Source organism: Pantoea sp. GL120224-02, assembly GCF_900215395.1.
GTDB lineage: Bacteria > Pseudomonadota > Gammaproteobacteria > Enterobacterales > Enterobacteriaceae > Pantoea > Pantoea communis.
The window spans coordinates 168663-188539 of the sequence record NZ_OBEC01000004.1 but is presented as its reverse complement, the minus strand read 5'-3'; the positions used below and the strand labels follow the sequence as shown (position 1 = coordinate 188539).

At 54.1% G+C, this 19877-nt stretch carries 16 protein-coding genes; 12 read left to right on the top strand and 4 right to left on the bottom strand.

Features of this window, described 5'->3' with window-relative positions; all coding sequences use genetic code 11:
• Positions 1-407: 407 nt before the first annotated feature.
• Together speB and CRO33_RS10005 are read left to right on the top strand one after the other, a co-directional pair.
• Entirely contained in the window at positions 408-1328 is a 921-nt protein-coding gene (speB, locus tag CRO33_RS10010; RefSeq protein ID WP_034823229.1) for an agmatinase, read from the top strand.
• Positions 1329-2102: 774 nt separating this feature from the next.
• Complete coding sequence (locus CRO33_RS10005; RefSeq protein WP_097118042.1) at positions 2103-2513, top strand: YidB family protein; 411 nt, start codon at positions 2103-2105, stop codon at positions 2511-2513.
• Between the two features lie 50 nt (positions 2514-2563).
• On the opposite strand, the gene CRO33_RS10000 is transcribed toward CRO33_RS10005, so the two are convergent.
• Positions 2564-3319 (bottom strand): M48 family metallopeptidase, encoded by a 756-nt coding sequence (locus CRO33_RS10000; RefSeq protein ID WP_097118041.1) that lies wholly within the window; start codon positions 3317-3319, stop codon positions 2564-2566.
• A 273-nt stretch (positions 3320-3592) separates the two neighbouring features.
• Here CRO33_RS10000 and tkt point away from each other — a divergent pair, with 273 nt between their 5' ends.
• The 6 genes from tkt to argO all read left to right on the top strand — a co-directional run bounded on the left by tkt (position 3593) and on the right by argO (position 11207).
• Positions 3593-5584, top strand: coding sequence for a transketolase (tkt, locus tag CRO33_RS09995; protein WP_097118040.1), 1992 nt, complete (start codon positions 3593-3595; stop codon positions 5582-5584).
• Positions 5585-5937: 353 nt separating this feature from the next.
• Positions 5938-6957 (top strand): erythrose-4-phosphate dehydrogenase, encoded by a 1020-nt coding sequence (gene epd / locus CRO33_RS09990; RefSeq protein WP_034823224.1) that lies wholly within the window; start codon positions 5938-5940, stop codon positions 6955-6957.
• A 51-nt stretch (positions 6958-7008) separates the two neighbouring features.
• Positions 7009-8172, top strand: coding sequence for a phosphoglycerate kinase (pgk, locus tag CRO33_RS09985; RefSeq protein ID WP_097118039.1), 1164 nt, complete (start codon positions 7009-7011; stop codon positions 8170-8172).
• Between the two features lie 102 nt (positions 8173-8274).
• Entirely contained in the window at positions 8275-9354 is a 1080-nt protein-coding gene (fbaA, locus tag CRO33_RS09980) for a class II fructose-bisphosphate aldolase (protein WP_034823221.1), read from the top strand.
• Positions 9355-9542: 188 nt separating this feature from the next.
• A complete protein-coding gene (mscS, locus tag CRO33_RS09975; protein WP_097118038.1) occupies positions 9543-10412 on the top strand; it encodes a small-conductance mechanosensitive channel MscS in 870 nt (289 codons plus the stop codon).
• 171 nt (positions 10413-10583) lie between these two features.
• Positions 10584-11207, top strand: coding sequence for an arginine exporter ArgO (gene argO / locus CRO33_RS09970; RefSeq protein ID WP_097118037.1), 624 nt, complete (start codon positions 10584-10586; stop codon positions 11205-11207).
• On the opposite strand, the gene CRO33_RS09965 is transcribed toward argO, so the two are convergent.
• Positions 11186-13462 carry an FAD-dependent oxidoreductase gene (locus tag CRO33_RS09965; protein WP_441339538.1) on the bottom strand — a complete coding sequence of 759 codons (2277 nt, stop codon included), beginning with the start codon at positions 13460-13462 and terminating at the stop codon, positions 11186-11188. The two genes, argO and CRO33_RS09965, sit on opposite strands and share 22 nt — an antisense overlap.
• A gap of 59 nt (positions 13463-13521) precedes the next feature.
• Between CRO33_RS09965 and CRO33_RS09960 the strand changes: the two genes are divergently transcribed.
• Positions 13522-14220 carry an IclR family transcriptional regulator domain-containing protein gene (locus CRO33_RS09960; RefSeq protein WP_097118035.1) on the top strand — a complete coding sequence of 233 codons (699 nt, stop codon included), beginning with the start codon at positions 13522-13524 and terminating at the stop codon, positions 14218-14220.
• Here the strand turns inward: CRO33_RS09960 and CRO33_RS09955 are convergent.
• Positions 14207-15514 carry an MFS transporter gene (locus tag CRO33_RS09955; protein WP_097118034.1) on the bottom strand — a complete coding sequence of 436 codons (1308 nt, stop codon included), beginning with the start codon at positions 15512-15514 and terminating at the stop codon, positions 14207-14209. The genes CRO33_RS09960 and CRO33_RS09955 overlap by 14 nt on opposite strands.
• 218 nt (positions 15515-15732) lie before the next feature.
• Here CRO33_RS09955 and CRO33_RS09950 point away from each other — a divergent pair, with 218 nt between their 5' ends.
• Positions 15733-16464, top strand: a complete 732-nt coding sequence (locus CRO33_RS09950) for an oxidative stress defense protein (protein WP_097118033.1) — start codon at positions 15733-15735, stop codon at positions 16462-16464.
• A gap of 106 nt (positions 16465-16570) precedes the next feature.
• Here the strand turns inward: CRO33_RS09950 and CRO33_RS09945 are convergent, their stop codons facing one another.
• Positions 16571-17476, bottom strand: a complete 906-nt coding sequence (locus CRO33_RS09945; RefSeq protein ID WP_034823211.1) for a LysR family transcriptional regulator ArgP — start codon at positions 17474-17476, stop codon at positions 16571-16573.
• A 181-nt stretch (positions 17477-17657) separates the two neighbouring features.
• Here CRO33_RS09945 and rpiA point away from each other — a divergent pair, with 181 nt between their 5' ends.
• A complete protein-coding gene (rpiA, locus tag CRO33_RS09940; protein ID WP_058961895.1) occupies positions 17658-18317 on the top strand; it encodes a ribose-5-phosphate isomerase RpiA in 660 nt (219 codons plus the stop codon).
• A gap of 290 nt (positions 18318-18607) precedes the next feature.
• The gene (serA, locus tag CRO33_RS09935) at positions 18608-19846 is read left to right on the top strand and encodes a phosphoglycerate dehydrogenase (RefSeq protein WP_034823209.1); all 1239 of its coding nucleotides are present in this window, start codon (positions 18608-18610) and stop codon (positions 19844-19846) included.
• Positions 19847-19877 lie beyond the last annotated feature (31 nt).

The window sequence follows — 19877 nt, the reverse complement described above, 5'->3', positions numbered from 1 at the left end:
CTAATTTTGATGACGTAAGTTACAGATCATGTCGAAATAATCCTAAACGTTTTCGTCTATTAATATTTTGCAAATTATCTGTAAGGCCTATTGAACTAATCATTGCACCTGATTTAACTCAACTGACTGAATATAATGACTTTAATGCTTAAGTGCGTTTCTTTTCTTGACCTTACTCTGCATCATGAAATCAACACTGCTAATCAATTCATTCACGAGACAATCCACTGAATTTTACAAAAAGTAGTAGTTGTTACATTTGAAAGGCGACGATTGCAGGTCGCCTGATTCTTCGCGATAATCACGTACAACAAATCCCTTCCTCGTCGGGCCTAACGACGCGGAGGGGATTTTTTTCATCTATACCTTAGTGGCTAACCGACTCACGGATCTAAAGAGGACAAGTTATGTATAACACCCTGGGCAATCAGTACGATAACTCCCTGGTTTCTAACGCCTTCGGTTTCATGCGCTTCCCGGTGAACTTCCAGCCTTACGACAGCGATGCTGAGTGGGTGATCACTGGTGTACCTTTCGATGCCGCAACTTCAGGTCGTCCGGGCAGCCGTTTAGGGCCGGGCGCGATTCGTCAGATCTCTACTAATCTCGCATGGGAAGGTTGCCGCTGGCCGTGGGATTTTGACCTGCGTCAGCGCCTGAACGTGGTGGATTGCGGTGACCTCGTTTACGCATTCGGTGATTCACAGGATCTCTCTGACAAACTTCAGGCGCACGCTGAGAAATTGCTGGCAAACGGTAAGCGTATGCTGACCTTCGGCGGCGATCACTACGTCACGCTGCCGCTGTTGCGCGCCCACGCAAAGCACTTCGGTAAGATGGCACTGGTGCACTTTGATGCGCACACCGACACTTACTCTAACGGTCCAACCTTCGACCACGGCACCATGTTCTTCACCGCGCCAAAAGAAGGTCTGATCGATCCGAATCACTCTGTGCAGATTGGTATCCGTACCGAGTTCGACAAGAGCCTCGGATTTAATGTGCTGGATGCGGCACAGGTTAATGACCGCAGCGTCGATGACATTCTGGCGGAAGTGAAACGCACCGTGGGCGATCTGCCGGTGTATCTGACCTTTGATATCGACTGTCTGGATCCGGCACACGCACCGGGCACCGGCACGCCAGTGATCGGCGGACTGACCAGCGATAAAGCCACCAAGCTGATTCGTGGCCTGCAGGGCATGAACATCGTCGGGATGGATCTGGTGGAAGTGGCGCCGGGTTATGACCACGCTGATCTGACTTCACTGGCGGCGGCTACACTGGCGCTGGATATGCTGCACGTACAGGCAGCTAATAAAGGCTAATTACTCGGAGGGCAGGGCCCCATGCCTTGCCCTCCTGTTGGCAATTCCTAATAGTCATCATTTATATCGTTCATGGTCGAACGTAAAAAGTGACGCCCAGCACCTGCAACTAACGCGACAGCGGTAACGATTTGAATTGCCAGCATTCGACGCTCCTCGGCTCCTAGAGCCACGCACGCAAGATGTAATCTTTCTCTGACTTTCTCAATTTGCCATATTCAATACCGGTGAAGTCTCGCCATCATCACGTTTCTGCTTTCTCATTCTCCACGCGAATTCGTCTACTGATGTTTATCGTCCTTTCTCAACGCGCATTGATAGCAATGATGTCAATCTGTGAAGTGGGTTGGGATTTGTTTTGAGCGGCGCAGAGTGATTAAGAAAGGGTGATAGCTGATGGGGCCATCCATTGCCCTCGACGTCCCCGGTTCCTAGTAATCGTCATTCACATCTTTGGCTGCGGAACGTATCACCAGATACGCGCCAATCAGCACAATCGCGATAACGATGGCGAGAATAATCAGAATGGTCAACATAGTATGTGGTGCTCCGGTGACTCTCTCTGATATCGCCTAAAAACAAACGGTCAGTGTAGACCATACTCACTATGACATGGCCTCGTGTGGCGAGTTCAGACCATTGTCACGCTTCTCGCATCAACGGCTCAACAACTTAAAGGTGACAATTCGTTATCGGCACCCTGTAGCTATACTTTTGGGCGTAGCGTTATTTATCGCTTCGTTAATCACGGTTTGAGAATCTTCGGAGGTCACCATGGGCTTTCTGGATGAATTAGTGGGTTCGCTGGGGAACAGCAACGGGCAAGGCAATCAGTTGAGTCAGTTGCAGGCGATCTGGAATTGGGTGCAGGAGCAGGGCGGAATCGAAGTGCTGCTGCAGAAGTTTCAACAAGGCGGGCTTGGCGAGGTGCTGGGTTCGTGGATCGGCACCGGTGGCAATCAACAGGTCGGTGGCGGCGAGATTCAGAGTGCTTTCGGGCAGGAGGAGTTGCAGTCGCTGGCCGATAAGCTGGGCACCGATGTCAATGGCGCTTCCGGCACGCTGGCGGCGCTGTTGCCGCAGTTGATCGATAAGATGTCGCCGCAAGGTCAGCTGGATGAGCAGAGTCTGCACAACAACCAGATGGATTTGGGTTCGATGGTGGATAATCTGTTTAAGCGCTAGCTGTTGAAGCTGAAGAGAGGAGCGCACAAGGCGCTCCTTTTTATGGCCGATTATTTGCCATCTGCCGCAATACGATCGCGGATGTGCTGTGCACGTGCTGCGGAATCCGGGTGCGAATCGAACATCGAACTCGTTTGGCCTTGCTGCATTTTCGCCAGTTTCTCGAAACTGGTGGCTAAGCCAAGTGGATTAACACCGCGCTTTTTCAGCAGGTCATAAGAGTAATCATCCGCCTGCGATTCCTGTGTTTGCGAGAACTGCGCATTGACCAGCTTCTCGCTTAGATCGCCCAACTGGGATTGCGACAGTTGACCAATCACGCCGCCAACCGAGGCCGCAGCAGTGCGTGCCGCCGTGGTGGCGTAGGCGACCTGCATCGCTTTACGCGTATGGCCGAGCGCAACGTGGCCCATTTCATGGCCGAGCACACCTTCCACTTCGTTATCGGTCATCATATCCATCAAGCCGCTATAAACGCGGATGCAGCCGTTGGCCATCGCCCACGCATTCACATCTTTGGTCAGATAGACTTTGTAGTTGGCTGGCACACCATTGATGTTATCGCCCAGCGCAGCGGCGATTTTGTTCAGGCGCAGCTGATATTCACTGTTGGCAGGCGCGAGCTGGTTGTCTTTGTCCATCTGGGCACAAGACTGATCGCTCAGCTGCTTCACTTGTGAATCATTCAACGTATAAGCCTGGTAAGCCTGCGCGCCGGATTGCAGCAGCGCGTTGTTGTCCATTCCTTCGCAGCCGCTCAGCAGCGAAGCGATTCCCACAGCAAGAATTGTGGCGCGGATTTTCATTGAGAGGTCCTTTGCGTAACAAGGTAGAGAAAACAAACACCTGAAATTGAGATCGGTGTTCAAACGCTTTGTTTATAGCTCGCATCCTGTTCACTGGCTAGCAGACAAGCCCCGAATTGCAACCGTTTACCCGCTATTTAGCACGTCGACGCATGTACTTTTGCCCCGATTTTCATGTACATTGATGTGCGACTTTTTTCTCGCTTCGCCTGATAACTGATTAATTACAATACGTTAAGCGCGGCGGAGCATTAATCCGACCTGGAGTAGAAGATGCCCTCTCGTAAAGAGCTTGCCAACGCCATTCGCGCGTTAAGTATGGATGCAGTACAAAAAGCCAAATCGGGACATCCTGGTGCCCCGATGGGCATGGCGGACATCGCCGAAGTGCTGTGGCGTGACTTCCTGAACCACAATCCGACTAACCCGCTGTGGGCAGATCGTGACCGCTTCGTGCTGTCTAACGGTCACGGCTCCATGCTGATTTATAGCCTGCTGCACCTCACCGGTTACGACCTGCCGATGAGCGAGCTGCAGAACTTCCGTCAGCTGCACTCTAAAACTCCAGGCCACCCAGAATACGGTTATACCGCTGGCGTTGAAACCACTACCGGTCCACTGGGCCAGGGTATCGCTAACGCAGTCGGCTTCGCCATCGCTGAGCGCACTTTAGCGGCACAGTTCAACCGCCCAGGCCATGACATCGTTGACCACAACACCTACGTGTTCATGGGCGACGGCTGCATGATGGAAGGCATCTCACACGAAGTGTGCTCCATCGCCGGTACCCTGAAACTGGGTAAGCTGGTTGCCTTCTATGATGACAACGGCATCTCTATCGATGGTCACGTTGATGGCTGGTTCACTGACGATACCGCAGCTCGCTTCGAAGCTTACGGCTGGCACGTAGTGCGTGGCGTAGACGGCCACGATGCTGACGCCATCAAGAAAGCAGTAGAAGAAGCCAAAGCGGTTTCTGACAAACCTTCACTGCTGATGTGCAAAACCATCATCGGTTTCGGTTCTCCGAACAAAGCCGGTACCCACGATTCACACGGCGCACCACTGGGCGACGACGAAATCGCACTGACCCGTAAGCAACTGGGCTGGAACCACGCGCCGTTTGAAATTCCTTCAGACATCTACGCGCAGTGGGATGCGAAAGAAGCTGGTCAGGCGAAAGAATCCGCATGGGATAAGAAGTTTGCTGCTTATGCTGCTGCTCATCCTGAACTGGCTGCTGAGTTCACGCGTCGTACCAACAACGAGCTGCCAGCTAACTGGGAAACTGAGTCGCAGAAGTTCATTGAACAGCTGCAGGCTAACCCAGCTAAAATCGCCAGCCGTAAAGCTTCCCAGAACGCGATTGAAGCCTTCGGTAAGATCCTGCCGGAATACATGGGTGGATCGGCTGACCTGGCGCCAAGCAACCTGACTATGTGGTCTGGTTCTAAGCCAATCAACGAAGATGCAGCCGGTAACTACATCCATTACGGTGTGCGCGAATTCGGTATGACCGCGATCGCCAACGGTATCGCGCTGCACGGTGGTTTCCTGCCGTACACCGCAACCTTCCTGATGTTCGTAGAATACGCGCGTAACGCGGCACGTATGGCTGCACTGATGAAGATTCGTCAGATCATGGTTTATACCCATGACTCAATCGGTCTGGGTGAAGATGGTCCAACGCACCAGCCGGTTGAGCAGATGGCCAGCCTGCGCGTAACACCAAACATGAGCCTGTGGCGTCCATGTGACCAGGTTGAGTCTGCGGTTGCCTGGAAATACGCTATCGAGCGCGTAGACGGCCCATCAGCCCTGATCTTCTCTCGTCAGAACCTGGCGCAGCAGGATCGTACCGCTGAGCAGCTGGCAAACGTGGCACGCGGTGGTTATGTGCTGAAAGACAGCGAAGGTACGCCAGAGCTGATTCTGATCGCTACCGGTTCAGAAGTGGAACTGGCCGTTGCCGCTTATGACAAGCTGACCAGCGAAGGCCGCAAAGTGCGCGTGGTCTCTATGCCTTCAACCGACGCTTTCGACAAGCAGGACGCGGCTTACCGTGAATCTGTACTGCCGAAAGCAGTTGCTGCACGTGTGGCTATCGAAGCGGGTATCGCCGATTACTGGTTTAAATACACCGGCCTGAATGGCGCTATCGTCGGTATGACCACCTTCGGTGAGTCTGCTCCGGCAGAGCTGCTGTTCAAAGAGTTCGGCTTCACCGTTGAGAACGTGGTGAACATCGCGAAATCTATTCTGTAATCAGCGGTCGCCATCAAGGGCGGCCCGACAGGTTAGATGATCGCTAACGAAGGTGCGCTTTATGCGCACCTTTTTTCATTTCAGAACCCGCCTTCAACCTGAAACGCTTCAATTATTCCTGCAGTAATAATTTTTACATGCGAAATATGTGACGTAGATCCAATAATCAGCAGCGCAATTGATCGCAATCATTCCTGTTATTCCGCGCATGCTTTATTCTAGCTGAACCGTTTCAGTTGCAATTGAGCGGCATCATTTTGCAACGTTAAGCGGGCAATAATTCCCTGTACAAAACGCAGCGAAACGCTCAAGGTATTTGGCACGTTTTTTTGGCTGTTGTTGCAGGAAGTGAGATGACCGTTCGCATAGCAATTAATGGTTTTGGTCGTATTGGACGCAATGTGTTGCGTGCCTTGTATGAAACCGGCCGCCGCGCTGAAATTACTGTGGTGGCGATCAACGAACTGGCTGAAGCCACCGGCATGGCGCATTTGCTGAAGTATGACACCAGCCATGGCCGCTTTGCCTGGGATGTGCGCCAGGAGCGCGATCAACTGTTCGTGGGCGACGACACCATCCGCATTCTGCACCTGGCCGATATCGATGCACTGCCATGGCAGGAACTGAACGTCGATATCGTATTGGATTGCACCGGCGTGTACGGCAGCCGCGCAGATGGCGAAGCGCATCTGCAAGCGGGCGCGAAAAAGGTGTTGTTCTCGCATCCGGGCGGTAACGATTTAGATGCCACCGTGGTGTTCGGCGTAAACGAACAGGCTCTTAAACAAACTGACCGCATTGTCTCCAACGCATCCTGCACCACCAACTGCATTATTCCGGTGATCAAGTTGCTGGATGACGCCTTCGGCATTGAATCGGGCACCGTGACCACGATTCACTCGGCGATGCACGACCAACAGGTGATTGACGCCTATCACAGCGATCTGCGTCGTACCCGTGCCGCCAGCCAATCGATCATTCCGGTGGATACGCGTCTTGCTGCTGGCATTACCCGTATTTTTCCGAAATTTAACGATCGCTTTGAAGCCATCGCTGTGCGCGTGCCCACGATCAACGTGACAGCCATTGATTTGAGCGTTTCGGTACGCGAAGCCGTGAAGGCGTGTGAGGTCAATGCGTTGCTGCAAAACGCGTCAGAAGGGGCGTTTCGTGGTATAGTTGACTATACGGAATTACCGTTAGTCTCAGTAGATTTTAACCATGATCCGCACAGTGCCATAGTCGATGGCACGCAAACGCGGGTCAGTGGTCATCACCTGATCAAGACCTTGGTTTGGTGTGACAACGAATGGGGCTTTGCTAACCGCATGATCGACACCACGTTAGCAATGGCCGCAAGCGGTTTCAGGTAAGACGCGGACTGCGTCTGGCAAAACTTATGAGAATCAACGAGAGGGTTCACCATGTCTGTAATTAAGATGACCGATCTGGATCTTGCTGGTAAACGCGTTCTGATCCGTGCCGATCTCAACGTGCCAGTGAAAGAAGGGAAAGTGACGTCAGATGCACGTATCCGTGCTTCTCTGCCTACCATCGAAGCGGCGTTGAAACAGGGCGCGAAAGTGATGGTTACCTCTCACCTGGGTCGTCCGACCGAAGGTGAATACAACGAAGAGTTCTCGCTCCTGCCGGTTGTTAACTACCTGAAAGACAAACTGAACGGCACTAACGTGACCCTGGCGAAAGACTACCTCGACGGCGTTGAAGTCGGCGCGGGTGAACTGGTGGTGCTGGAAAACGTGCGCTTTAACAAAGGCGAGAAGAAAGACGAAGAGACGCTTTCGAAGAAATATGCCGCCCTGTGCGACGTGTTCGTGATGGATGCCTTCGGTACTGCGCACCGTGCGCAGGCTTCAACCCACGGTGTGGGCAAGTTCGCCCCTATCGCTTGTGCTGGCCCGCTGCTCTCTGCTGAGCTGGAAGCGCTGGGTAAAGTCATGAGCAACCCACAGCGTCCGCTGGTGGCGGTTGTTGGTGGTTCTAAAGTATCGACCAAATTCGACGTGCTGCAGTCTCTGGTGAAAATCGCTGACACCGTGATCGTTGGTGGCGGTATCGCTAACACCTTCGTGGCTATCGACAACAACGTCGGTAAATCACTGTACGAACCGGACTTCGTTGAAGCGGCGAAAAAGCTGCGTGATGAGCACGGCATTCCGGTTCCAACCGACTCTCGCGTCGGAACGGAATTCTCTGAAACTGCCCCGGCAACCGTGAAAAAGGTTTCCGAAGTGGCGGATAACGAAGAGATTATGGACTTCGGTGACGAAACCGCACAGGCGATGGCAAAACTGCTGAAAGAGGCAAAAACCATCCTGTGGAACGGTCCGGTTGGCGTGTTTGAATTCCCGAACTTCCGCAAAGGCACCGAAATCGTGGCGAACGCGATTGCAGACAGCGACGCGTTCTCTGTAGCGGGCGGCGGCGATACTCTGGCAGCGATTGATCTGTTCGGTATCGAAGACAAGATCTCCTACATCTCTACCGGCGGTGGCGCATTCCTCGAGTTCGTGGAAGGTAAAAAACTGCCCGCTGTAGCAATGCTGGAAGAGCGCGCTAAGCAGTAATTTTTGGGGGCGGCGCTTCGGCGCCGTCTGAAGGCTTGCCCATCCTGGGCAAAAAATCGACGTCCCTTTGTGGGATGAACGGTAACGAAACAGGACACAACCATGTCTAAAATTTTTGATTTCGTAAAACCCGGCGTTGTCACTGGTGATGACGTTCAGAAAGTTTTCCAAGTAGCGAAAGAAAACAAATTCGCTCTGCCTGCAGTTAACTGCGTCGGCACGGACTCCATCAACGCGGTACTGGAAGCTGCGGCCAAAGTTAAAGCGCCGGTCATCGTTCAGTTCTCCAATGGTGGTGCTGCCTTCATCGCCGGTAAAGGTTTCAAAACCGACAAGCCACAGGGCGCAGCAATCTTCGGCGCTATCGCCGGTGCGCACCATGTGCATCTGATGGCTGAACAGTACGGCGTGCCAGTTATTCTGCACACCGACCACTGTGCTAAGAAACTGCTGCCATGGATCGATGGTCTGCTGGATGCCGGTGAAGAGCACTTCAAGAAAACCGGTAAGCCACTGTTCTCTTCTCACATGATTGACCTGTCAGAAGAATCACTGGAAGAGAACATCGAGATTTCTTCTAAATATCTGGCGCGCATGGCGAAAATCGACATGACTCTGGAAATCGAACTGGGTTGCACCGGTGGCGAAGAAGACGGCGTGGACAACAGCCACATGGACGCTTCTGCCCTGTACACCCAGCCAGAAGACGTTGATTACGCTTACACCGAGCTGAGCAAAATCAGCCCGCGTTTCACCATCGCCGCTTCATTCGGTAACGTGCACGGCGTGTACAAGCCAGGCAACGTGAAACTGACTCCAACCATCCTGCGTGATTCTCAGGAATACGTGACCAAGAAACACAATCTGCCGCACAACGCGCTGGATTTCGTGTTCCACGGTGGTTCAGGTTCTTCTGCTGCAGAAATCGAAGAGTCAATTGGTTACGGCGTAATCAAGATGAACATCGATACCGATACCCAATGGGCGACCTGGGACGGCATCCTGCAGTACTACAAAAAGAACGAAGACTATCTGCAAGGCCAACTGGGTAACCCAAATGGCGTGGATAGCCCGAACAAGAAATACTACGACCCACGCGTATGGCTGCGCTCTGCACAGGCTTCAATGGTTGTGCGTTTAGAGCAGGCTTTCAAAGAGCTGAACGCTGTCGACGTGCTGTAATTTTTCCTTACAGTACAAAAAAGGCCCGAAAGGGCCTTTTTTTATGCATTCGATTCGGAATAGTGAGTAAATTCAGCCCATCTTTGGCGCTTCATGCCATTTTTGTTTACCCTTGTACACGGGAGTGCCGGAGCTGATCTGGCCGTTTTTGCATTTTCCTGCGGGAAACTCAACAACAGGGCTAACAAATGGAAGACTTAAATGTCGTCGATGGCATTAATAGTGCCGGCGGCTGGCTGGTACGTAATCAGGCATTGATCCTGAGCTATGCGGTGAATATCGTTGCGGCGATCATCACCATCATTATTGGTATGTTCATTGCGCGTATCGTTTCAAATACGATTAATCGCGTGCTGCAGGCGCGTCATATCGACGCTACCGTTGCAGACTTCCTCTCTGCCCTGGTGCGCTACGGCATTATCGCTTTCACCTTAATTGCGGCGCTGGGTCGCGTGGGCGTGCAAACCGCCTCGGTGATCGCCGTACTGGGTGCCGCTGGCTTGGCCGTGGGTCTGGCACTGCAAGGGTCTCTGTCCAACCTTGCAGCGGGCGTGCTGCTGGTGACCTTCCGTCCGTTCAAAACCGGTGAGTTCGTTGATTTGGGCGTGATGGGTACAGTGCAAAACGTGCAGATTTTCTCTACCACGCTGAAAACCGTGGATGGCAAAATCGTGGTGATCCCGAACGGTAAAATCATCGCCGCCAACATCGTTAACTTCTCGCGTGAGCCGATTCGTCGTAACGAGTTTATTATCGGCGTGGCCTATGATGCGGACGTTGATCAGGTGATCGAGCTATTACGTGAAGTCGTCGAAGCCGATGAGCGTGTGCTGAAAGAGATGGGGATTCAGATCGGACTGAACGAACTGGCCGCCTCTTCACTGAACTTTGTGGTGCGCTGCTGGAGCAAAAGCGGTGACCTGCAAAACGTGTACTGGGATCTGCTGAAGAACTTCAAACGTGCACTGGACGCGAAGGGTATTGGCATTCCGTATCCGCAGATGGATGTGCATCTGCACCAGGTTAAAAGTGAGCAGCAAGCTGCACAAGCCGAGTAATCACTCAGTAGCCTTGTGTTTTGAACGGTAAACTGCACAACATCGTATAAAGGTCGTCATTTATGGCGACCTTATTATTTTCTCTAATGCCTGATTAAATCTTTCAATTTCCACTAATATCCTCGCGTCACTATACTGCATCGCATTACCTCGTTATTCAGGACTATCAACGTGTTATCTGTTTATTTACAAGGGCTTGCTCTTGGGGCTGCACTCATTCTGCCATTGGGCCCGCAAAACGCATTCGTGATGAACCAGGGCATTAAACGCCACTACCATTTGATGACTGCAGGATTGTGCACCCTGAGCGATATCGTGCTGATTTGCGGCGGCATCTTCGGCGGCAGTGCGCTGCTAAATCAATCCCCCATTATGCTGATGCTAATTACCTGGGCCGGCGTGGCGTTTCTGCTGTGGTACGGCTGGGGCGCACTGCGCAGCGCATGGCAGGGTGATGTGACGCTGGCCGATGATGTGGTGATGAAGCAAGGCCGCTGGCGCATTATTGCTACCATCGTGGCGGTGACCTGGCTCAATCCGCATGTCTACCTCGATACTTTCGTGGTGCTCGGTAGCCTGGGCAGTCAGCTGCCTTCTACCGCCGCACGCCAGTGGTTCGCGTTGGGCACGGTGAGCGCATCGATTATCTGGTTTTTTGGTTTGGCATTGTTGGCAGCGTGGCTGTCGCCACGACTGCGCACCGTGCGTGCTCAGCGCATCATCAATCTGCTGGTGGGCGGCGTGATGTGGTTTATCGCCATCCAGTTAGCGCGTCAGGGCATTGCCGCGTTCTGATGCAGATGTAAACCGTACAGTGCGGGTAGCGCGCCCGCACTGGCGATCAGCTCTAAGCGTATCTGCCGGAAACTGACATCCTGCGGCACGACGTGATGGCATAGCGAGTGATGATTGTCCTTCACTTCCACCAGTAACATCTCATCCAGCCATAACCGGTAATGTGTGGTGCAGTGCGGCGTCACTGCCTGTGCATGACCCATCTGCACCGTCTCCATCGCATGGTCGAAGTCGTTATCAAACAGCAGGGTGATTTGGCGTGCGTGTTGCTGTAGTTCCCATCGCCAGGTGACCGTCGGCTGAGCATCATCCAGTGCTGGCACCCAACAGTTGGTGTGCTGTTCCGGACGCAATTTGCCGTTGAGTAAATAATCGCGATGCCAGAGTTTTAGCGGCGTCTCCAGTGCGAACGCCAGCAGCACCTGATGTGGCGCACGGCGCGGCAGCCAGAAATCAAACTCGTCCACGCCGTAATCGCCGTCATTGATCTGCCTTGTGCGTTTGGCAACGCGCGGATTGAGGCTGTTGAACACCATCATCACGCCTGGCAAGCGCTGGCGGGTAAGTGCCACTTCAATCTCTGGCTGCTCTTCGAAGGCGATAAACAAATAGCGATCGACATCCGCCCGGTAATCAAAACTCAGGCGGTAGCTGCCCTGGTCGTTAACCGTGATTGTCTGGTTGGCGATGTGCTGATCGCCGCAGGTGTTGGCCGGATTGTCACTGCTGAGCAGCGAAACCTGCAGTTTTTGCGTCTGTTTGGCACGAAGCTGCACGAATATTGCCGGTAAGCGCTCACCGGCTTTCAGTGGCAGCAGCAACGCACAGCGCGATTGCAACGACTGCCAACCGCCATCGGCGGGCAGGGCGCTGAGTTGCAGGGTGCTGCTGACCTCGATCTGCGCATCGCTGACCGGGTTTGCAAGCTGCTGGCGTGGGATGTATGCCCCTTCGCGCAGCAGGCGTTGCTGCAGCTGCGTTACGTGAGCAGGCTGGGCTAACTGTGCTGGCGTGAGTTGCTGCTGCTGACAGATCGCCGCCGCACGTCCCACCACTTCACCCAGTACGCCGCAGGTGCACATCACGCGCGCACTGCCAAAGGCCACATGAGTGGCTGAAATCAAACGACCTGTGAGCAGCAGATTATCCAGCGACTGGCTGTAAAGCGCACGGAACGGGATGGTGTAGGTGCCTTTGCTGTGAAACTGGCGACAGCCATCGTGTTCGCTGTAGACGCCATCGGCCGGATGCAGGTCAATCGACCAGCCGCCGTAGGCGACGGCGTCGTAGTGATCGCGCTGTTCGATGATGTCCTGCTGGCAGAGCAGGGTGTCGCCAAGGAAGCGACGACTCTCGCGTTTGCCGGGAATTAATCCTACCCACTCAATGGTCAGGTTATCGGCATCCGGGAACTCGCCGGAGTTTTTAATGTAATCCCAAACGCCCCAGACGATTTTCCACAGCTCCCATTTGATGGTTTCGCTTTCGTGCACCGTATCGAGCCGTCCGCCCCATTCCAGCCACCACAAATCACAGCCGTTAAGATCGGAGGTCAGGCGTTTGTAACGCGGAATGGCGGTAATCTCTTTAAGCGCAAAAGAGGGCGGGACAAAGCGAACCGGCTGCGAAGTACGTTTGGTGTAGAAGTAGATTGAGTGGCCGAGTTTGTGGCCAAAATGTTCGCCTGGCGCCATCTTTTCGCCAAACTCTTCAACGGTTTCCGCACCCACGCGATGCGCTGCGCCCGCCAGATATCCCAGCACGCCATCGCCGCTGGCATCAATAAACTGGCAGGCCTTAACGTGATAGCGGGTCTGATTGATGGCGTTGAAGGCCTGCACCGATTGCAAATGACGGTTTGATTTCTCGATATCGGTGACCACGGTATTGAGCAACAGGGTTAATCCGGGCTGCGACTGCACCAAATCCAGCAGCACCATATCGAACAGCACCGGATTGCCCTCTTTGTTGCGCCACAGGTTTTCCTCCATGATCTCGCCCATGATGCCGCCTTCGCGCGCCCAGCGGTTGTTGTTGCCCATATGCGATGTCGCCCCGTTGGCCCACAAGCGCACTTCACTCGATGCGTTGCCACCCAGCACCGGGCGATCCTGAACCAACACCACCTGTAATCCGTCACGCGCGGCGGCCAGTGCGGCACACACGCCCGCGAGCCCACCGCCCGCCACCAACAAATCGGCCTGTAATTTTTGCTCTGGGAAGTGACGCGCATTTTGCGAAGAGAAAGTCTGCATCATTTGCTTCCTGTCATGCTGAAGCTAAGATTGGTGTTTTGAGCGCCACAGGGTGAACTATGTCTTCTCAACCCAACCAAAGCCTGATTGATGGGATTCGCTGCTTGCAGTATTTGGTTTCCAGCGATAAAGCCGTGGGCTGCCGTGAACTGGCGCGACAGATGGACATGAACAGCACACGCGTTAACCGCCTGCTGATGACCATGGCCTCGATTGGCCTGACGATTCAGGACGAACATCGCCGCTATTTGCCCGGCCCGGGGATTCATGCTCTGGCGGCGCAGGCGATTCGCGGCTCCTCGCTGTTTGCCCAGGCGCTGCCGCAACTGGAAGCACACGCGCCACGCGACATCGTGGTGGCGCTGGGCGTGTTGTGGGAGGACCAGGTGATTTACATCTGGCACTCCGAACCGGGTGAGCGCACCAGTGCCAGCCAGGCGCTGGCCGGTTTCCGCATGCTGCCGGCGTGGCATTCGGTGATTGGTGTGTCGCTGCTGGCGACAGAGAGTGATGAGCAGTTGCGTCCACGATTTACCGACGAACAGTGGGCGCAGATGGCGCCGTTGCTGGCGCGCAAGCGTGATGCAAACCACTTGATCTGGCACCGTGATGACGGCGAAATCAGCATGGCGCAGCCAATCAATAACAACCGCGCAGCGCTGGCGTTTGCCAAAATCTGGCAGGCAGACGATGCGCATCTGCAGCAGCGGGTGACGCAGTTGCAGTCGCTGGCGAAAGTGCTGATCAGTGCGCGCTGACATGCTCGATTTTCCCGACCACGAACAGATAGCTGCAAATGCCTATCGCGGCCAGCACGGCAATAAAGCCGAGTGCTGGCGCGAAATTGTCGCCATCGATCAACGCGCCAATGGCAATCGGCACCACAATAGCGGAAAGCGCACCGGTGAAATTGAATACGCCGCCCGCTAAGCCAATCAGATGGCGCGGCGCCAGTGCAGTGACAAACACCCAGGTGATGGTCGCGAGGCCGTTGCCAAAAAACGCCAGCGACATAAACAGCACGATGAGCGTGGCGTCGTCGGTGTAATTGGCGCCAAGAATAAACAGCGTCAGGAACAGGCCAAGGATCACCGGCAATTTACGCGCCACGCTGGGCGACACGCCTCGGCGTATCATGCGATCCGAAGCGAAACCTGCCAGCAGTACGCCACAGAAAGCGGCGAAGTAGGGAACGGAAGCCACATAGCCGCTTTTAATGAAGCCCATATGGCGATACTCCACCAGATAGGTCGGGAACCAGGTGAGGAAGAACCAAAAGGTGGCGGAGATGGTGAACTGGCCGATATAGATACCCACCAGTTTGCGGCTGCGGAACATTTGTGCCAGATCGGCCCAGCGGGCCTTCGGCTGCAGCGTGTGCTGACGGCTCTCGAGTAAGGCACCGTTGCTGCGCAGGTAGTTTAATTCGGCTTCTGACACGCCTTTATGCTCATGTGGCTCACGGTAAAGCAGATACCACACCAGCGCCCAGATCATCCCGGCCACACCGGTGATCAGAAACAGTCCGCGCCAGCCAAAGGCATCCTGCACGTGAAACAGAAGTGGCGTCATGCAGGCGAGTCCAACGAACTGGGCCGAGGAGTAAATGCCGATGGCGCTGGCACGCTCCTGTTCCGGGAACCAGCTGGATATTACGCGGTTATTCGAAGGCATCACCGGCGCTTCAAAAGCACCAACGCCCAGACGTAGTCCGAAGAGCGCACCGAAGCTGTTGGCGAGCGCATGCAGAGCGGTGATCAATGACCAGGCAAACAGTCCTACGCCATACACCAGTCGCGCGCCGAGACGATCGATAAGAAAGCCTCCGGGGATCTGCAGCGCCGCATAGATCCAGCCAAATGCCGAGAAGATCAACCCCATCTCCATCGGCGTAAAGCGCAGTTCGCCGGCCATTTGCGTGGCGGCCACGGAGAGATTGGTGCGATCCATGTAGTTGATGATGATGTTGATAAACACCAGGCCTAACATCAGGAATCGGGTACGTCCGGCGCGAACGGCAACGGCGCTGTGGCTAAGGGGCTGTTCTGTCATAATACAACTCTCCCGGAGGCTAGAATTGTTTCTTTAATAGAAACACCAAGGCGAACTTTCCGCGAATCTGTCAGCATAGTTTTGCGATCGCGGATACGTTAAAACCGCCGTTATCCGAACTTTTTGGTGATTTCAAACTCAGACCATCACGCATAGTAATGTGTTTTAGGTTTAGCCATAGTGGCGACCTGTAAATTGAACCTTCAAGGAGGACTTTCGTGAAACTGAAAGCACTGGCGCTGGCCGCCGTTATGAGCACGGGCGTAATGTCAGCGATGGTACAAGCGGGTGAAGTCCCGAATGGCCCGCATGTTGTGACCTCAGGTCAGGCAAGCGTTGATGCCCGTCCGGATATCGCGACACTCTCCATCGTGGTGAATGTTTCTTCGAAAGATGCGGCAGATGCGAAAAAACAAGCTGATGACCGCGTGGCGCAATATTTCGATTTCCTGCAAAAGAGCGGTATCGAAAAGAAAGATATTGATGCGGCAAACCTGAGCACGCAACCCGAGTATGACTACACCAAAGAAGGGAAGTCCGTACTGAAAGGTTATCGTGCGGTGCGTCAGGTGCAGGTGACCTTACGTCAGCTGGATAAACTGAATGAGTTGCTGGACGGCGCGCTGAAATCCGGCCTGAATGAAATCCGTTCAGTAGAGCTGGGCGTGGCGAATGCTGATGCCTATAAAGATCAGGCGCGCAAAGCGGCGATTGCTAACGCCACTCAGCAGGCCGGTGCGCTGGCAGAAGGCTTTAATGCGAAATTAGGCCCGGTATACAGCATCCGCTATCACGTGGCGAACTATCAGCCAATGCCAATGGCGCGCATGTACAAAGCGGCTGCCGCACCTGCGGATACCACCGCGCAGCAGACCTATGAGCAGCAGAGCATTCACTTTGACGATCAGGTGGATGTGGTGTTCGAGATTAAGCCGAATACAGCTCAGTAATCTGATGTGTTGAATCATAGCGGCGTGATTTATGGCGCTGAACGGCAGCAATACTGCTGTTCATTCATGCGATAAACCGCGCCGCTATGCTCATCGGTAATTGGGATTAGGCTGTCGCCGTATCCTGACGCAATACGCGATGACCGTGTGCAATCAATGCATCCGTCACGCTGCGCATTAAGCGGCTCTCTGGCGCGAAGCGGTGCCAGTAAAGCATGCGACGCTGATAAAGACCCGGCGTCAAATCCACCAAATCCCCTTGTGCCAGTTCACGCTCAATCTGTAAGTGCGGGATCATACAGCACACCGAACCCTGACGCGCCAGCTGCACGAAGGCTTCCGACGAGTTAACAATGTGGCACGGTACGCTACCCGGGGACAGATCAAAGTTCTGCTGTAAAAACGCCTGATGCATATCATCGAGATGGTCAAACGCCACCGCGGGAGCTTTCAACAAAGCCGAACGCGTGACGCCATTCGGGAAGTAGCGCGCAGCAAAATCCGGCGAGGCGCAGAACAGATAATCCAGTGCACCCAATTGATCCACCAGACAGCTCGGCAGCGGCTGCGGTTGAATACTGACAGCACCAACCACTTCACCACGACGCAGGCGTTCCTGAGTACGGGTTTCATCTTCGACCTGCAGATTCAGGCGCACCGGTGAATCGGCCAGCACATCTTTCAGCGCAGGCAGCAGCCAGGTCGCCAGACTGTCGGCGTTGACCGCCAGTGACAGCAGCAATGGCGTGGTGCCGCCGTTGTCATCACCCAGCCACTCTTCTTCCAGCAACTCGACTTGATGTAACAGTGCCAGCAGTTTTTGTCCTTGCTCGGTCGGACGCGGCGGCACGGTACGCACCAGCAGCGGCTGACCAAATAAATTTTCCAGCTGTTTAATGCGCTGTGACACCGCAGACTGCGTGATGCAGAGTTTTTGGGCCGCACGCTCAAAACCGCGCTCGCGAATCACAGCATCCAGCGCCTGAAGCGTTCGATAATCCGGGCGTTTCATTGTTGTTCTCTCTCGTTCAGGATGGAAAGTACTATGCCACAAAACTGTCATATTGTGCTGCGGCGCTTTTTTGCGGGCTGGCTTCCAAAGGCTTAAATCGATGCGTTAACAGCCGCGCATTTTCACGACGCCTTGTTTTATACTACGCGCACTTCGATGTCGCACAGGTTTTAAACATACCATGACCCAGGATGAACTGAAAAAAGCGGTTGGTTGGGCAGCACTGCAATACGTGCAACCCGGCACCATTGTTGGCGTTGGCACCGGTTCAACAGCGGCGCATTTTATTGATGCGCTCGGCACCATGAAAGATCAAATTGAAGGCGCGGTCTCCAGTTCGGAAGCCTCGACGGAAAAACTCAAAGCCCTGGGGATTCCGGTTTTTGATTTGAATAATGTGGATGAGCTGTCGGTGTATGTTGATGGCGCGGACGAAATCAATCCACAGATGCAGATGATCAAAGGCGGCGGCGCAGCGCTGACGCGTGAGAAAATTGTCGCAGCGGTGGCGAAGAAGTTCATCTGCATTGCGGATGCCTCCAAAGAGGTGGATATCCTGGGTAACTTCCCGCTGCCGGTGGAAGTGATTCCGATGGCGCGTGCATTTGTCGCGCGTGAACTGGTGAAGCTGGGGGGCCAGCCGGAGTATCGTCAGAACGTGGTGACCGACAACGGCAACATTATTCTCGACGTGCATAATCTGCGTATTCTCGACCCGATTGCATTGGAAAAAACCATCAATGCACTGCCGGGCGTGGTCACCGTGGGCTTGTTTGCTGCGCGTGGTGCTGATGTGGCGTTGATCGGCACGGCAGAGGGTGTGAAAACCATCACTTATTGATCTGATAGCGTACTCACCGGCGCGAGTGCTGCGCCGGTTATTTCCATCTGCAAAACATCTTTTCTTGCTGGGGTGAAATTTGGTGACTTATGTCACAAAAGATTCATCAACAGCAGGTTCGTACTTCGGCGCACTCGCATCCCACGATTTTGTACGGCTTTGTGCTGCCTCAACGTGGGCGCGTGCTGGCGGTCAGGCAATCGTTTGTATTGCCGCGCTCGAAATTTTTGATATTTTGGCAGAAGGCTACCTTATGGTAGTCCTCGTTGAATTCTGAATAGGGTCGGGAAATGGCAAAGGTATCACTGGAAAAAGACAAGATTAAGTTCCTGCTGGTGGAAGGCGTTCACCAGAGTGCACTGGATAATCTGCGTGCTGCAGGTTACACCAACATCGAATTCCACAAAGGGGCACTGGATGCGGAGTCGCTGAAGTCCTCCATCCGCGATGCGCACTTCATTGGTATCCGTTCCCGTACCCAACTGACTGAAGAGATCTTTGCGGCGGCTGAGAAGCTGGTCGCGGTAGGCTGCTTCTGCATCGGTACCAACCAGGTTGACCTGAATGCGGCCGCAAAACGCGGTGTGCCGGTCTTCAATGCGCCATTCTCTAACACCCGTTCGGTGGCTGAGCTGGTAATTGGTGAAATGCTGCTGATGCTGCGCGGGATTCCTGAAGCGAACGCCAAAGCACACCGTGGTATCTGGAACAAAGTGGCTAACGGCTCGTTCGAAGCGCGTGGTAAGAAGCTGGGCATCATTGGTTACGGCCATATCGGCATGCAGCTGGGCGTACTGGCAGAAGGCCTGGGCATGCACGTGTTCTTCTACGATATCGAAACCAAACTGCCGCTGGGTAATGCGACTCAGGTTCGCCACCTGTCCGATCTGCTGAACATGAGCGACGTGGTCAGCCTGCACGTACCAGAAAACGCCTCAACGCAGAACATGATTGGGGCAGAAGAGCTGGCGCTGATGAAGCCGGGTGCACTGCTGATCAACGCCGCACGCGGCACCGTGATTGATATCCCAGCCCTGTGCAATGCGCTGGCTAACAAGCATCTGTCCGGTGCGGCCATCGACGTCTTCCCGGTTGAGCCGGCGACCAACAGCGATCCCTTCAACTCACCGCTGTGCGAGTTTGATAACGTGATCCTGACGCCACATATCGGGGGTTCTACTCAGGAAGCGCAGGAGAACATCGGTCTGGAAGTCTCGGGCAAGCTGGCGAAATACTCTGACAACGGTTCTACGCTATCTGCGGTTAACTTCCCGGAAGTGTCTCTGCCGATGCACGCTGCCAGCGCCAGCCGCTTGCTGCACATCCATGAGAACCGTCCTGGCGTGCTGACCGCGATTAACCAGATCTTTGCCGAGCAGGGCATCAACATCGCCGCTCAGTATCTGCAAACTTCTCCGGTGATGGGTTATGTGGTTATCGATATCGATGCAGAAGAAGATGTGGCGGAAAAAGCGCTGCAGCTGATGAAAGCGATTCCGGGCACCATTCGCGCCCGTCTGCTGTACTGATGATTCAGGGCACCGAGTGTGCCCGTTCATC

Excerpts from the sequence above, each read along its gene's own strand:
- speB (WP_034823229.1), top strand. The coding sequence starts at position 408 with ATGTATAACACCCTGGGCAATCAGTACGATAACTCCCTGGTTTCTAAC.
- CRO33_RS10005 (WP_097118042.1), top strand. The coding sequence starts at position 2,103 with ATGGGCTTTCTGGATGAATTAGTGGGTTCGCTGGGGAACAGCAACGGG.
- CRO33_RS10000 (WP_097118041.1), bottom strand. The coding sequence starts at position 3,319 with ATGAAAATCCGCGCCACAATTCTTGCTGTGGGAATCGCTTCGCTGCTG.
- tkt (WP_097118040.1), top strand. The coding sequence starts at position 3,593 with ATGCCCTCTCGTAAAGAGCTTGCCAACGCCATTCGCGCGTTAAGTATG.
- epd (WP_034823224.1), top strand. The coding sequence starts at position 5,938 with ATGACCGTTCGCATAGCAATTAATGGTTTTGGTCGTATTGGACGCAAT.
- pgk (WP_097118039.1), top strand. The coding sequence starts at position 7,009 with ATGTCTGTAATTAAGATGACCGATCTGGATCTTGCTGGTAAACGCGTT.
- fbaA (WP_034823221.1), top strand. The coding sequence starts at position 8,275 with ATGTCTAAAATTTTTGATTTCGTAAAACCCGGCGTTGTCACTGGTGAT.
- mscS (WP_097118038.1), top strand. The coding sequence starts at position 9,543 with ATGGAAGACTTAAATGTCGTCGATGGCATTAATAGTGCCGGCGGCTGG.
- CRO33_RS09965 (WP_441339538.1), bottom strand. The coding sequence starts at position 13,462 with ATGCAGACTTTCTCTTCGCAAAATGCGCGTCACTTCCCAGAGCAAAAA.
- CRO33_RS09960 (WP_097118035.1), top strand. The coding sequence starts at position 13,522 with ATGTCTTCTCAACCCAACCAAAGCCTGATTGATGGGATTCGCTGCTTG.
- CRO33_RS09955 (WP_097118034.1), bottom strand. The coding sequence starts at position 15,514 with ATGACAGAACAGCCCCTTAGCCACAGCGCCGTTGCCGTTCGCGCCGGA.
- CRO33_RS09945 (WP_034823211.1), bottom strand. The coding sequence starts at position 17,476 with ATGAAACGCCCGGATTATCGAACGCTTCAGGCGCTGGATGCTGTGATT.
- rpiA (WP_058961895.1), top strand. The coding sequence starts at position 17,658 with ATGACCCAGGATGAACTGAAAAAAGCGGTTGGTTGGGCAGCACTGCAA.
- serA (WP_034823209.1), top strand. The coding sequence starts at position 18,608 with ATGGCAAAGGTATCACTGGAAAAAGACAAGATTAAGTTCCTGCTGGTG.